Source organism: Streptomyces sp. NPDC102259 (assembly GCF_044766465.1).
GTDB lineage: Bacteria > Actinomycetota > Actinomycetes > Streptomycetales > Streptomycetaceae > Streptomyces.
Genome location: NZ_JBIWMA010000004.1, coordinates 190,020 through 203,824, shown reverse-complemented (window position 1 = coordinate 203,824; position 13,805 = coordinate 190,020). Strand labels below are relative to the sequence as shown.

The 13,805-nt window shown below is 71.2% G+C and carries 14 protein-coding genes; 7 read left to right on the top strand and 7 right to left on the bottom strand.

Translation table 11 applies throughout. The features are described from left to right. The 4 genes from ACIRPU_RS12770 (at position 1) to ACIRPU_RS12755 (ending at position 2,715) form a co-directional block, all read left to right on the top strand. Positions 1–159: a DUF4177 domain-containing protein gene (locus ACIRPU_RS12770; RefSeq protein ID WP_319299652.1), complete on the top strand. Its 159-nt coding sequence runs from the start codon at positions 1–3 to the stop codon at positions 157–159. Beyond that, the gene (locus ACIRPU_RS12765) at positions 156–620 is read left to right on the top strand and encodes a RidA family protein (RefSeq protein ID WP_355702669.1); all 465 of its coding nucleotides are present in this window, start codon (positions 156–158) and stop codon (positions 618–620) included. Before ACIRPU_RS12770 ends, ACIRPU_RS12765 begins: the two co-directional genes overlap by 4 nt. A 165-nt stretch (positions 621–785) precedes the next feature. Further along, entirely contained in the window at positions 786–1,700 is a 915-nt protein-coding gene (locus ACIRPU_RS12760; protein ID WP_403865546.1) for an NUDIX hydrolase, read from the top strand. 172 nt (positions 1,701–1,872) lie between these two features. Further along, the gene (locus ACIRPU_RS12755) at positions 1,873–2,715 is read left to right on the top strand and encodes an MBL fold metallo-hydrolase (protein ID WP_385558587.1); all 843 of its coding nucleotides are present in this window, start codon (positions 1,873–1,875) and stop codon (positions 2,713–2,715) included. A 199-nt stretch (positions 2,716–2,914) separates the two neighbouring features. Here ACIRPU_RS12755 and ACIRPU_RS12750 read toward each other — a convergent pair whose 3' ends face one another. Both ACIRPU_RS12750 and ACIRPU_RS12745 read right to left on the bottom strand, forming a co-directional pair. Then, on the bottom strand, positions 2,915–3,757 hold the full coding sequence (locus tag ACIRPU_RS12750; protein ID WP_403865543.1) for a nucleotidyltransferase domain-containing protein: 843 nt from the start codon (positions 3,755–3,757) through the stop codon (positions 2,915–2,917). A gap of 208 nt (positions 3,758–3,965) precedes the next feature. Continuing rightward, the gene (locus ACIRPU_RS12745; RefSeq protein ID WP_020129286.1) at positions 3,966–4,640 is read right to left on the bottom strand and encodes a Crp/Fnr family transcriptional regulator; all 675 of its coding nucleotides are present in this window, start codon (positions 4,638–4,640) and stop codon (positions 3,966–3,968) included. Positions 4,641–4,969: 329 nt separating this feature from the next. On the opposite strand from ACIRPU_RS12745, the gene nth reads away from it, so the two are divergent. The 3 genes from nth (at position 4,970) to ACIRPU_RS12730 (ending at position 8,129) form a co-directional block, all read left to right on the top strand. Next, positions 4,970–5,881, top strand: coding sequence for an endonuclease III (gene nth / locus ACIRPU_RS12740; protein WP_403865540.1), 912 nt, complete (start codon positions 4,970–4,972; stop codon positions 5,879–5,881). A 232-nt stretch (positions 5,882–6,113) separates the two neighbouring features. After that, positions 6,114–6,809, top strand: a complete 696-nt coding sequence (locus tag ACIRPU_RS12735) for an NUDIX hydrolase (RefSeq protein WP_403865537.1) — start codon at positions 6,114–6,116, stop codon at positions 6,807–6,809. A 120-nt stretch (positions 6,810–6,929) separates the two neighbouring features. Further along, positions 6,930–8,129, top strand: coding sequence for a MarP family serine protease (locus tag ACIRPU_RS12730; protein ID WP_403865534.1), 1,200 nt, complete (start codon positions 6,930–6,932; stop codon positions 8,127–8,129). A gap of 89 nt (positions 8,130–8,218) precedes the next feature. Here the strand turns inward: ACIRPU_RS12730 and ACIRPU_RS12725 are convergent, their stop codons facing one another. From ACIRPU_RS12725 to acs, 5 genes are all read right to left on the bottom strand, one after another. After that, the gene (locus ACIRPU_RS12725) at positions 8,219–8,401 is read right to left on the bottom strand and encodes a hypothetical protein (RefSeq protein ID WP_253267937.1); all 183 of its coding nucleotides are present in this window, start codon (positions 8,399–8,401) and stop codon (positions 8,219–8,221) included. A gap of 127 nt (positions 8,402–8,528) precedes the next feature. Next, positions 8,529–9,479: an alpha/beta fold hydrolase gene (locus ACIRPU_RS12720; protein WP_384110130.1), complete on the bottom strand. Its 951-nt coding sequence runs from the start codon at positions 9,477–9,479 to the stop codon at positions 8,529–8,531. Further along, complete coding sequence (locus ACIRPU_RS12715) at positions 9,476–9,964, bottom strand: phage holin family protein (RefSeq protein WP_403865529.1); 489 nt, start codon at positions 9,962–9,964, stop codon at positions 9,476–9,478. The genes ACIRPU_RS12720 and ACIRPU_RS12715 overlap by 4 nt, the downstream gene beginning before the upstream one ends. Before the next feature lie 57 nt (positions 9,965–10,021). Then, the gene (gene nhaA, locus ACIRPU_RS12710; RefSeq protein WP_403865526.1) at positions 10,022–11,518 is read right to left on the bottom strand and encodes a Na+/H+ antiporter NhaA; all 1,497 of its coding nucleotides are present in this window, start codon (positions 11,516–11,518) and stop codon (positions 10,022–10,024) included. A gap of 174 nt (positions 11,519–11,692) precedes the next feature. After that, positions 11,693–13,651, bottom strand: coding sequence for an acetate--CoA ligase (gene acs, locus ACIRPU_RS12705; protein WP_403865523.1), 1,959 nt, complete (start codon positions 13,649–13,651; stop codon positions 11,693–11,695). Positions 13,652–13,805 lie beyond the last annotated feature (154 nt).

Genomic DNA, 13,805 nt, shown 5'->3' with positions numbered 1-13,805 from the left:
ATGACCAAGTGGGAATACGCAACCGTGCCGCTGCTCGTCCACGCAACGAAGCAGATTCTGGACACCTGGGGCGAGGACGGCTGGGAGCTCGTCCAGGTCGTGCCCGGGCCGAACAACCCGGAGCAGCTCGTCGCCTACCTGAAGCGGGCGAGGGCGTGAGCGCGGTCGAGGAGAGGCTCGCCGAGCTGGGACTGACCCTGCCGGCGGTCGTGCCGCCCCTCGCGGCCTACCAGCCGGCCGTGCGGTCCGGCCCGTACGTGTACACGGCCGGCCAGCTGCCCATGGTGGACGGCAAGCTGCCGATCACCGGCAAGGTCGGCGCCGAGGTCACCCCCGAGGAGGCCAAGGAGCTGGCCCGTACCTGCGCGCTGAACGCCCTGGCCGCCGTCAAGTCGGTCGCGGGCGATCTGGACCGCATCGCGCGCGTGGTGAAGGTCGTCGGTTTCGTGGCATCGGCATCGGACTTCACCGGCCAGCCCGCGGTCCTCAACGGCGCGAGCGAACTGCTGGGCGAGGTCCTCGGCGACAAGGGCGTGCACGCGCGCAGCGCGGTGGGCGTCGCGGTGCTGCCGCTGGACGCGCCCGTGGAGGTCGAGATCCAGGTGGAACTCGTCCCGTAGGCGACCTCCGCCCCCGCGGGCGCCTTCGCGCTGTAGGCGCCTTGCGGACGCCTCTCCCGGGTGCCACGCCGGCATCCCGGAGGCGTCCCCGCAGACACCCCGTGGACGCGCTCCGACCTCGGGGGCCTCTCGAACATTCGCGCACCACGGGATAGCCTCGCGCCCATGGCGAATGGGCAGTGGTTCCCCCAGGACTGGCCGGAACGCATCCGTGCTCTCGCGGACGGCACCCTCACTCCGGTCGCCCCGAAGCGCGCGGCCACCGTCATGCTCCTGAAGGACACCGACGGCGGCCCTGTCGTCCACATGCTGCGCAGACGCGCCTCCATGGCCTTCGCCGGGGGCGCGTACGCCTATCCCGGCGGCGGCGTCGACCCACGCGACGACGACCTTCACGTCCGCTGGGCGGGCCCCACGCGCGCGTGGTGGGCCGAGCGGCTCGGCGTCGACGAGACGGCGGCCCAGGCGATCGTCTGCGCGGCCGTACGGGAGACCTACGAGGAGGCCGGCGTCCTGCTCGCGGGGCCGACGCCCGACTCCGTCGTCGGCGACACCACGGGCGCCGACTGGGAGGCCGACCGGGCCGCGGTGGCCGCCCGCGAACTGTCCTTCGCCGAGTTCCTCGACCGCCGTGGTCTGGTCCTGCGTTCCGACCTCCTCGGCGCCTGGACGCGTTGGATCACCCCGGAGTTCGAGTCCCGCCGCTACGACACCTGGTTCTTCGTGGCCGCGCTCCCCGAGGGCCAGCGCACCCGCAACGCCTCCACCGAGGCCGACCGCACGGTGTGGATCCGCCCGGCGGACGCGGCGGCCTCGTACGACAAGGGCGAGCTTCTGATGATGCCGCCCACCATCGCGACCCTGCGGCGGCTCGTCCCGTACGCCACGGCGGCCGAGGCGCTCGCCGCGGCCCCCGACCTCGACCTGACGCCCGTCCTCGCGGAGGCCCGCCTGGAGGAGAGCCAGGTCGTGCTGTCGTGGCCGGGACACGACGAGTTCACCAAGCACATCCCGATCGAGACGACCGGAGTGACTGGTGCGACCGGTGCGGCCGACGCGGCGGGCGGGGGCCCCGCATGACGGACATCCGTGGGCGGACGCGAGCGGGCGGACTTCGAAGCCGGCCGCGTGGCGGAGGGCAGCTCCTTCGCGGGCCCCTCGCGCCGCCCGATGCGCCCCGACACGCCGTGCCGTCCATCGGCCTCGGCCGCCGTGGTGACGTTCCGCTCAGCCCTATGGAAGGCCCCTTCGCATGACCGACGCAGCCGCTCTCCCCGGCCAGCCGCGAGGCGGGGTCCTCTCTGGCCCGGCCACCCCGCGCGCGGTCAACGTCCTCGCGCCGAACGCGTCCGCGATGACCCTGGACGGCACGAACACCTGGATCGTCTCCGAGCCCGACTCCGACCTGGCGGTTGTGATCGACCCGGGCCCGCTGGACGACGGCCATCTGCGCGCGGTCGTCGACACCGCCGAGCGGGCCGGCAAGCGCGTCGCCCTGACCCTGCTGACGCACGGCCACCCCGACCACGCCGAGGGCGCCGCCCGCTTCGCCGGGCTGACCGGCACGAAGGTGCGGGCCCTGGACCCGGCGCTGCGGCTGGGCGAGGAGGGCCTGGCCGCCGGGAACGTGATCACGGTGGGCGGCCTGGAACTGCGGGTCGTCCCGACGCCCGGCCACACCGCCGACTCCCTCTGCTTCCACCTCCCGGCCGACCGGGCCGTGCTGACCGGCGACACGGTCCTCGGCCGGGGCACGACCGTCGTCGCGCATCCCGACGGTCGCCTGGGCGACTACCTGGACTCCCTGCGGCGGCTCAGGTCCCTCACGGTCGACGACGGCGTCCACACCGTCCTGCCGGGCCACGGACCGGTGCTGGAGGACGCACAGGGCGTCGTGGAGTTCTACCTCGCCCACCGCGCCCACCGCCTCGCCCAGGTCGAGACGGCCGTGGAGGACGGCTACCGCACCCCCGCCGAGGTCGTCGCCCATGTGTACGCCGACGTCGACCGCTCCCTGTGGCCGGCGGCGGAACTGTCCGTGCGGGCGCAAGTGGAGTACCTGAGGGAGCACGGGCTCATCCAGGGCCTGGCCTAGGCCGTTTCCGACCTGGGGCCTGTCGTTTGGATCATGCCGCGCGTCGCGGGGTGTGGCACGCACATCTGCGGCGTTGTCGTCGGTCGCCGAGGCTCCGCCTCGACTCCCTCCTCTGCCTTGCAGCTGCACGCACCACACCCCGCTCGGGCCCGCCGACAGGGCACCGTCGGTCAGGCCGACCTGATCCAAACGACAGGCCCTAGGCATCCCCCGGCCGGTCGGCCTTCACGCCGTGCACGCGCGTGTACTCCTCGGCGAGCCAGGGGCCGAGGTCGTCGACGTAGGACGAGAGGACGGCGCGGTCGCCGCTCGGCTCGTACCCGAGGGCGGCCGCCGTCCGTAGCTGCTCCGCACGCTGCGGGTAGTAGGCGCCGAACGCCTCCGCCATCTCGTGCAGGTCGCTCGTCCAGCCGTTCCAGCGGGGCATGACGAGCGTGAACGCGGTGCGCACGAGGCGACGGGACATGAACCGGACGAGAGGCCGCCGGGCCTCCTCGGAGTCGCCCGCCGCGGCGATGCGCTCGCGCCAGCGCGGCAGGACCAGGGCGAGGTCGCCGTTGGTCTCGCGGGCGAGCAGGGAGTCCGGGCGGTAGCGGGGGAGTTGCTCGGCCAGGTCCTCGCCGAGCAGCGGCGTGCACAGGCACGCCAGGAACCAGCCCAGGTCGTGCCTCTCCAGGTCGCTCAGCACGCGCGCGTGGCCGACCAGCAGAGTGCCGCTGCCGTCGATCTGCGGGAACTCCTCGTCTAGGGCCTCGTCGAGCGCACGGCCGTCGGCCCGGTCCGCCTCGGTCGGTTCCTCGCGCAGGACCACCAGAAGGTCCAGATCGCTGCGGCCCACGCGCGCGGTGCCGCGCGGAATCGACCCGTAGAGGTACGCGCTGTGCAGGCGGTCTCCGAAGACGCCCGGGATCCGGTCCCGAGCAGCGGCGACGATCGGCCGGAAATCATCCGCCACGCGCGTGAGGGAGCCTTCGCGGGCGATGTGCCCTCGGGAGTCGAGACCTCGGGAGTCGAGACCCGGGGAGGGAAGCGTTTCTGCCATGTGGCCACTGTGCTGCCCCGAGAGCGGTCCGGCGGACCATTTTCGGGCGCGGGCACCGGCACCGGCACGGGCGCGCGCACGCAGAGCAGTCCGTACGACGAGTTCGAGGACAAGGCCCGTTCAGGGCCGGCAGCGGGGGCCTGGGGGCGTCGGCCCCCAGGGACGGTCACACCGGACCGACGTCACCCCTCGGACAGCGGCGGTGCGGCTAGCGCGACCGCTTGGCCAGTCGCTCCACGTCCAGCAGGATGACCGCCCGCGCCTCCAGGCGCAGCCACCCGCGCTGGGCGAAGTCCGCCAGCGCCTTGTTCACGGTCTCGCGCGACGCGCCGACGAGCTGGGCCAGCTCCTCCTGCGTCAGGTCGTGGACGACGTGGATGCCCTCTTCGGACTGCACGCCGAAGCGGCGCGAGAGGTCCAGCAGGGCGCGTGCGACTCGGCCGGGGACGTCCGAGAAGACCAGGTCGGACATGGCGTCGTTGGTCTTGCGCAGGCGCCGGGCGACGGCGCGCAGCAGTGCGGTGGCCACCTCGGGCCGGGCGTTCAGCCAGGGCTGGAGGTCGCCGTGCCCGAGGCCGAGGAGCTTGACCTCGGTGAGGGCGGTGGCCGTCGCCGTGCGCGGGCCCGGGTCGAAGAGCGACAGCTCTCCGATCAGCTCGCTGGGGCCCACCACCGCGAGCATGTTCTCCCGGCCGTCCGGGGATGTGCGGTGAAGCTTGACCTTGCCTTCGGTGACGACATAGAGCCGGTCGCCCGGGTCGCCCTCGTGGAAGAGGGAGTCGCCACGGGCCAGGGTCACCTCGCTCATGGAGGCGCGCAGTTCCGCGGCCTGCTCGTCGTCGAGTGCCGCGAAGAGCGGGTTGCGCCGCAGAACGTCGTCCACGAGTTCTCTCCTTGTCGACCTGCTCAGGGGATCTTGTTCCCCCGCTTACCAGGGGACCGTGTTCCCCGTTTTGCTGGACGGTCCAAACAGTGTGATCTGTCACAAGGATGCCGCACACATGTCCCGAGGTAAGCGGCAGGGGTCCAATTGGGGGCCGATCTTCAGGGTCCAGGGCGGATGTCGGTGCCGGGCTTTAGGCTGGCCGAGTGTCCAAAACGCCGGTGAGAGCACAGGCCAAGGGGGCTGGGCGGGTGGTTGTACGTCGCGTTTCCGCTGTGGGCGAACAGGAACCCGGCGGTGGTAGCAATACGGCAAAGGTGACAAACGAGATGCCTGCGAAGAAAGCGGCCGACAGCGGGAAGGCGGCCGTCAAGAAGGTCGCGGCCGGGCGCGGTGCGGCCAAGGCCCCCGCGAGCAAGGCCCCCGCGAGTGAGGCCCGCACGAGCAAGGGTGCCGCTGCCAGGAAGCCCGAGTCGCGGACCGCTCTTGTCCGCCGTGCCCGCCGCATCAACCGCGAGCTCGCCGAGATCTACCCCTATGCCCACCCCGAGCTGGACTTCGAGAACCCCTTCCAGCTGGTGGTCGCCACGGTCCTGTCCGCCCAGACCACCGACCTCCGGGTGAACCAGACGACCCCCGCCCTCTTCGCCAAGTACCCCACCCCCGAGGATCTGGCCGCCGCCGACCCGGAGGAGGTCGAGGAGATCCTCCGCCCCACCGGCTTCTTCCGGGCCAAGACCAAGTCGGTGATGGGTCTTTCCAAGGCCCTGGTGGAGGAGTTCGACGGGGAGGTCCCCGGTCGGCTCGAGGATCTGGTCAAGCTGCCCGGCGTCGGCCGCAAGACCGCCTTCGTGGTGCTGGGGAACGCGTTCGGCCGGCCCGGGATCACCGTGGACACGCACTTCCAGCGGCTCGTACGGCGCTGGCGGTGGACCGAGGCGACCGAGCCCGACAAGATCGAGGCGGCCGTCGGCGCGCTCTTCCCCAAGAGCGACTGGACGATGCTCTCGCACCATGTGATCTTCCACGGCCGCCGCATATGCCATGCCCGCAAGCCGGCCTGCGGCGCCTGCCCCATCGCCCCGCTCTGCCCGGCGTACGGCGAGGGCGAGACGGATCCGGAGAAGGCGAAGAAGCTCCTGAAGTACGAGAAGGGCGGCTTCCCCGGGCAGCGCCTGAACCCGCCCCAGTCCTACCTGGACGCGGGCGGCAGGCCGGCCCCGCCGCTGGGGGCCGGATGACGCAAGGGCTGACGGCGGCCCGGGCCGAAGGGGCTGCACGGGCCGATGAGGGGCAAGCGGTCGACGAGGGGCAAGCGGTCGGTGAGGGCCGGACGACCGCCGCGGGGCAGCCAGCCGTACGCGTACCCGCGACCCGTACGACCCGCGGAAAGCACACGATCGGGGGGCGGCCCGCGGAACGATCTGTCGGTGCCCGGGCGTTGGACAGGGCAGAACGGGGGGTGGTGTGGCGATGACACGCGCGAGCAACACGCAGGGCGGTGCCGTGACGCTCAGCAAGGAGGGCCTGCCCGCCTGGCTGGACCCGGTGGTGCACGCCGTGGAGACGGTCCAGCCGCTCCAACTCAGCCGCTTCCTGCCCCCGGAGAACGGCGCGGGGCGCCAGTCGGCCGTCCTGATCCTGTTCGGCGAGGGTGAACGCGGCCCCGAGCTGCTGCTCATGGAGCGCGCCAGCTCCCTGCGCTCCCACCCCGGCCAGCCCTCCTTTCCGGGCGGCGCCCTCGACCCGCAGGACGGCGACCCGCACGGGGACGGGCCGCTGCGGGCCGCCCTGCGCGAGGCCGAGGAGGAGACCGGGCTCGACCCGGCCGGCGTCCAGCTCTTCGGTGTGCTGCCCAAGCTGTACATCCCGGTCAGCGGTTTCGTCGTCACCCCGGTGCTGGGCTGGTGGCGCGAGCCGAGCCCGGTCGGCGTCGTCGATCCCGCGGAGACGGCACGCGTCTTCACCGTTCCCGTGGCGGATCTCACGGACGCGGAGAACCGCGCCATGGCCGTGCACCCCAGTGGTCACCACGGCCCGGCATTTCTGGTCGAATCCGCCCTTGTGTGGGGTTTCACGGCCGGTGTGATCGACCGCCTGCTGCATTTCGCGGGCTGGGAGCACCCCTGGGACCGCGAGAAGCAGGTCCCGCTCGACTGGCGGTCATGACAGGGTGTCCACCGTGCTGTGTGCGCCCGGGGGGAGCTGTGTCCCCTCGCCGCTTCGCGGCGGGTCGGACCCCCGGCCGACCTGTGGTGACCGCGAATTGATGAGGCGAGGCGCGAAGCGGTGAACGTGCTGGACATCCTGTTGTTGGTCGCGGCCGTCTGGTTCGCTGTCGTCGGCTACCGCCAGGGCTTCGTCGTCGGCATCCTGTCGGTGATCGGTTTCCTGGGGGGCGGTCTCGTCGCCGTCTACCTGCTGCCCGTGATCTGGGACGCGCTGACCGACAACGCCGAGGTGAGCACCACGGCCGCCGTCGTCGCGGTCATCGTCGTGATCGTGTGCGCCTCGATCGGCCAGGCCCTCACCACCCACCTCGGCAACAAGCTGCGCCGGTACATCACCTGGTCCCCGGCCCGCGCGCTGGACGCGACCGGCGGCGCGCTGGTCAACGTCGTGGCGATGCTGCTGGTGGCGTGGCTGATCGGGTCCGCCCTCGCCGGCACCACCCTGCCCACACTGGGCAAGGAGGTCCGTAGCTCCAAGGTGCTGCACGGCGTGTCCGACGCGCTGCCCGACCAGGCCGACACCTGGTTCGCCGACTTCTCCTCCGTCCTCGCGCAGAACGGCTTTCCGCAGGTCTTCAGCCCGTTCTCCAACGAGCCGATCACCGACGTCCAGCCGCCCGACCCGGCCCTGGCGAACAGTGCGGTGGCCAAGCGCGCGCAGCGCTCCATCGTCAAGGTCATGGGCACCGCGGAGAGCTGCGGCAAGGTCCTGGAAGGCACCGGGTTCGTCTTCGGCGAGCGCCGCGTCATGACCAACGCCCATGTCGTGGGCGGCGTCGACGAACCCACCGTCCAGATAGGGGGCGAGGGCCGTAAGTACGACGCCACGGTCGTCCTGTACGACTGGAAGCGCGACATCGCCGTCCTGGACGTGCCCGATCTCGACGCGCCCGTGCTGGAGTTCACCACCAAGGACGCGGTGAGCAGCGACGACGCGATCATCGCCGGGTTCCCGGAGAACGGGTCGTACGACGTCCGCGCCGCGCGGGTGCGTGGTCGCATCACGGCCAACGGCCCCGACATCTACCACCGCTCCACCGTGCGCCGCGACGTGTACTCGCTGTTCACGACCGTCCGTCAGGGCAACTCCGGCGGCCCGCTGCTCACCACCGACGGCAAGGTGTACGGCGTGGTCTTCGCGAAGTCCCTCGACGACGCCGAAACCGGCTACGCCCTCACCGCGGACGAGATCCAGCAGGACGTCACGCAGGGGCGTACCGCGGGCCAGCAGGTGGACAGCGACAGCTGCGCGCTGTGAGAAGCCCGGGGGAAGATCCCTCTGAGGGGTCCGTAGAGGGGCCGCGCAGAGGGGCCCCGTAGAGGGCCCCTCGGAGATCCTTCGCCGGGTCAGCCTCGAGGATGACGCAGGCGGACCGAGACCCAGCGGGCTCGGCGGCGCAGGATGCGCGGAATGCCCACTCGGAGGTCGGAGCCCGGCAGTTGCGGGTCGGCACCTCGTCGGTGGGGGCTCAGGCCACTGGCCGAGCGGCGGTTGCGTGCTGCATCACTGTAGTCGTGCGTCCAGCCCATACACCGACGTCTGCCCCTGCCCCAAGGTCGATAACCGCGCTCAGAGCGGCCAATTGGCCTATGCGCCGGGCATTTGGCTGTTCGTCGTACAGACGTTCAGGACCGGGTGCCGGGCGCGATGGCGCGGTCACCGATCGGGCTCGGGATCCTTCAGCCAGTTGACCAGTTCGGTGGAGAACGCGACCGGGTCCTCTTCGTGCGGGAAGTGGCCGAGTCCGTCGAACAGCCGCCAGCGGTACGGCGCTTCGACGTACTCCCCGGAGCCGGCCGCGCTACGGGTGCGCATCACCGGATCGAGGGAACCGTGCAGATGCAGCGTGGGCACGCGCACGGGCCGCTTCATGCGCCGGTAGAACTGGACGCCGTCCGGCCGGGCCATCGAGCGCACCAGCCACCGGTACGGCTCGACGGCGCAGTGCGCGGTGGAGGGGATGCACATGGCGCGCTGGTAGACCTCCACCGCCTCGTCCTCCGGCAGCCTCGGCCCGGACCAGTCCCGGATCAGCCGGCCCACCAGTGCGCCGTCGTCGGCGCCGAGCTGCCGCTCGGGGATCCATGGCCGCTGGAACCCCCAGATGTGGGAGCTCGCGGTCGTCTGCCGGACGTCGGCGAGCATCGCCGAGCGCCAGCGCCGGGGATGCGGCATCGAGGCGACGGCGAGCCTGCGGACGAGCTTGGGGCGCATCACGGCCGCCGTCCACGCCAGGTAGCCGCCCAGGTCGTGGCCGACCAGCGCGGCGTCCGGCTCGCCCAGGGAGCGGATCACGCCGGTGATGTCGAGGGCGAGGTTGGCCGGGTCGTAGCCGCGCGGCGTACGGTCGCTGCCGCCCACGCCGCGCAGGTCCATCGCGACGGCCCGGAAGCCCGCGTCGGCCAGGGCCACGAGCTGGTGCCGCCACGTCCACCAGAACTGCGGGAAGCCGTGGACGAGCATGACCAGCGGACCGTCGCCGACCTCGGCGATGTGGAAGCGGGCACCGTTCGCGGCGACCTCGCGATGGGTGACCTTGACGCCGCAGACGGCGTCCGGCCGTACGACCGAAGCGGGCTGGGCCGGAGGAGTGGCGGGGTCCGTCATGACGACGAGCGTGCCACAGCCTCGATGGCCTCCGGGACCCGGTCCTGCGGGAGCTCCGGCCGCGGGTGCGGCTTGGCGTTCTGCAGAACGCCCGCCGACGCCTTCATGGACGCGGCGACCTTCTGCGGGCCCTTGCCCTTCTGCGCCTTCTTGGCGAAGACCACGCCGATCAGGACGAGGATGAGCGCGATGAGCACGTTCGCCGCGAAGGACAGCAGGAAGCAGATCGCGAGATTCCAGTCGCTCCACGTCCGAATGCCGTACGCCAGCGCGAAGTTGAGCATCGGAAGGGAGAAGAGCAGGACCGCGCCGGCCCCGGAGAACGCCCCACCGCTCGTCGCTCCGCGTTTGACGTCCTGCTTCAGTTGCGCCTTCGCCAGCGCGATCTCGTCGTGCACCAGCGCAGACATCTCGGTCGTCGCCGAGGCGAACAGCTGGCCGATGCTGCGTTCGGCGCCGACCGGGCTGCCGTCGGGTGCGCTCATCGCGTTCTCCCTCTTCTGCTGTGCTGCTTCTGGCTTCTTTTGTACCGTCCCGTCAGATCATGCCGGACGGTCGCCCTCCTCGCCTGCCCCGCCCATCACTTCGGCAGGCCCGTGGCGCGTGTCGGCCCCTCGCCGGACTCCCCCCGGAGCGTCCCCCCGCGCCTCCTCCCGGCCGCTCTCGCGGGCGATCTCCTCGGCTCGGCGGCGGTGCTCGGCGGCCTTGCCGTCGTAGATCTCCGCCATCCGCAGGTGATGGGCGGGGTTGTCCTCCTCGTACACGTCGGGGATGCCGTCGAGGTCGTCGTCGCGCTCTTCGGCCTCACACATCCGGCGGTACGCGGCGTTGCGGAGCTTCAGCAGGACCGTCGCGAGGGTCGCCGCGATCAGCGAGCCCAGCAGGACGGCGGCCTTGACCTCGTCGGTCAGCGTCGGATCGCCCTCGAAGGCGAGCTCCCCGATCAGCAGCGACACGGTGAAGCCGATGCCGGCGAGGGACGCGACGGCGAAGACGTCCGCCCAGGTGAGGTCGTCGCTCAGCGAGGCGCGGGTGAAGCGGGCGGTCAGCCAGGTCCCGCCGAAGATGCCGATCGTCTTGCCGACGACGAGACCGAGGACGACGCCCAGCGTCTCCGGCCTGCCGAACACATCGCCGATAGCGTCGCCCGAGATGGCCACACCGGCGCTGAACAGGGCGAACAGCGGCACCGCGAGGCCGGACGAAAGGGGCCGGACGAGGTGCTCGATCCGCTCGCCGGGGGAGTGTTCCTCGCCCTCGCGCGTCGTACAGCGCAGCATCAGGCCCATCGCGACCCCGGCGATCGTGGCGTGCACGCCGCTGTTGTACATCAACGCCCAGATGACGAGCGCGAGCGGGACGTAGACGTACCAGCCGGTCACGTCCTTGCGCAGCAGCAGCCAGAACACGAGGAGGCCGACGGCCGCGCCGCCCAGCGCCACGAAGTCGATGCTGCTCGTGAAGAAGACCGCGATGATCAGGATCGCGAACAGGTCGTCGACGACCGCGAGGGTGAGCAGGAAGGCGCGCAGCGCGCTCGGCAGGGACGTGCCGATGACGGCGAGCACGGCGAGCGCGAACGCGATGTCGGTGGCCGTGGGCACCGCCCAGCCGCTCAGCGAGCCACCGCCGCTGAGGTTGGTGAGCGTGTAGACGAGCGCGGGTACGGCCATCCCGCACAGTGCGGCCGCCACGGGGAGCGCGGCGGCCCTGGGGTCCTTGAGGTCACCGGCGACGAGTTCTCGCTTGAGTTCGATGCCGGCGACGAAGAAGAAGATCGCGAGCAGGCCGTCGGCCGCCCAGTGCGCGACGGAGAGGTTCAGTCCGAGGGCTTCGGGGCCGAGGTGGAAGTGGCTGACGCTCTCGTAGCTGTCGTGCAGCCCGGGTGCGTTCGCCCAGAGCAGCGCGGCCACGGCGGCGACGAGCAGCAGCACACCGCCGACGGTCTCGGTGCGCAGCGCCTCCGCGACGAAGTTCCGCTCGGGGAGGGACAGCCGTCCGAAGGCCTTGCGGGGGGCGGTGTTGCGGGGCGCGGACACGGTGGGGGCCTCCGGTCGGTGGGCAGCACGGAACACATGCCGACCAGACTTCCCGGCGCACCTTTTTCTTCAGCCTACCTAGAGTACGCAAGGGGGAATCCGGCGATCTCCACGTTAGGTGCGAAAAGGACACCCGGCGCGGTCATCGCCGCCGGGTGCCCTTTCCTTGCCCGCTCAGTCCTCGCTGGGCGCGGCCGGGAGCTTCGCCTGGATGAGATCCATGACCGAGGAGTCGGTCAGGGTCGTGACGTCTCCGAGTTCACGCTTCTCGGCGATGTCCCGCAGCAGACGGCGCATGATCTTGCCGGAGCGGGTCTTGGGCAGTTCCGTGACCGGGTGGATCTGCTTCGGCTTGGCGATCGGGCCGAGCGTGGTGCCGACGTGGTTGCGCAGGTCGGAGACGAGCCGCTCGTCCTCCGCGTTCGCGGTGCCGCGCAGGATGACGAAGGCGACGATGGCCTGCCCGGTGGTCTCGTCCGCGGCGCCGACGACGGCCGCCTCGGCGACGGACGGGTGGGACACGAGCGCGGATTCGACCTCGGTGGTGGAGATGTTGTGGCCCGACACGAGCATCACGTCGTCGACGCGCCCGAGGAGCCAGATGTCGCCGTCCTCGTCCTTCTTCGCCCCGTCGCCGGCGAAGTACCTGCCTTCGAAGCGCGCCCAGTACGTGTCGAGGAACCGCTGGTCGTCGCCCCAGATCGTGCGCAGCATCGACGGCCACGGCTCGGTGAGGACCAGGTAGCCACCGCCGCCGTCGGGCACCTCGTTCGCCTCGTCGTCGACGACGGTTGCGGAGATGCCGGGCAGCGGACGCTGTGCCGAGCCGGGCTTGGTCTCGGTGACGCCCGGCAGCGGCGAGATCATCATCGCGCCGGTCTCGGTCTGCCACCAGGTGTCGACGATGGGCGTCCGGTCGCCGCCGATGTGCTTGCGGTACCAGATCCAGGCCTCGGGGTTGATCGGCTCACCGACCGAGCCGAGCACCCGCAGGCTGCTGAGATCGAACTTCGCGGGGATGTCGTCGCCCCACTTCATGAACGTACGGATGGCGGTCGGCGCCGTGTACAGGATCGTCACCCCGTACTTCTGCACGATCTCCCAGAAGCGGCCCTGGTGGGGGGTGTCGGGCGTGCCCTCGTACATGACCTGCGTCGCGCCGTTCGCCAGCGGCCCGTAGACGATGTACGAGTGCCCGGTGACCCAGCCGACGTCGGCCGTGCACCAGTAGACGTCGGTCTCCGGCTTGAGGTCGAAGACCGCGTGGTGCGTGTACGCGGTCTGCGTGAGGTAGCCGCCGGAGGTGTGCAGGATGCCCTTGGGCTTACCCGTGGTGCCGGAGGTGTAGAGGATGAACAGCGGGTGCTCGGCCTCGAACGCCTCGGGCGTGTGCTCGGCCGACTGCCGCTCGACGATCTCGTGCCACCACACGTCACGCTCGCCGTTCCAGGCGACGTCCTGGCCCGTGCGCCGGACGACGAGCACATGCTCGACGATGCCGGCGCGGTCGGCCGCGTCGTCGACGGCCGGCTTCAGCGCGGACGGCTTGCCGCGCCGGTATCCGCCGTCGGACGTGATGACGACACGTGCGTCCGCGTCCTGGATGCGCGTGGCCAGCGCGTCCGCCGAGAAGCCGCCGAAGACGACCGAGTGCGCGGCGCCGATCCGGGCGCAGGCCAGCATCGCGACCGCCGTCTCGGGGATCATCGGCATGTAGACGGCGACCCGGTCGCCCTTCTGAACTCCCAGCTCCAGCAGGGCGTTGGCGGCCTTCGACACCTCGTCCTTGAGCTCGGCGTAGGTGATGGCGCGGCTGTCGCCGGGCTCGCCCTCGAAGTGGATGGCGACCCGGTCGCCGTGCCCGGCTTCCACGTGCCGGTCGACGCAGTTGTAGGCGACGTTGAGTTCGCCGTCCTTGAACCACTTGGCGAACGGCGGGTTCGACCAGTCCAGCGTCTCGGTCGGCTCCTTGGCCCAGGTCAGCCGACGGGCCTGCTCGGCCCAGAAGCCGAGCCTGTCAGCCTTGGCCTGCTCGTACGCCTCCGCCGTGACGTTGGCGTCGGCCGCCAGATCAGCGGGCGGCGCGAACCTGCGCTCTTCACGCAGCAGGTTGGCCAAGGATTCGTTGCTCACGACATCTCCCTCTCGAAGGGTGTCCGTGTCCGTTGTGTCCCAGGCCACAGCTCATCAGACCCAGGGCGCGGTGACAAGAGCCGACCAAAAATTGGTTTAGACCTGTAGGGGTCGCCGCGTCTCGACCCTGTTTCCGGTGGCCAGAGGTCATCCT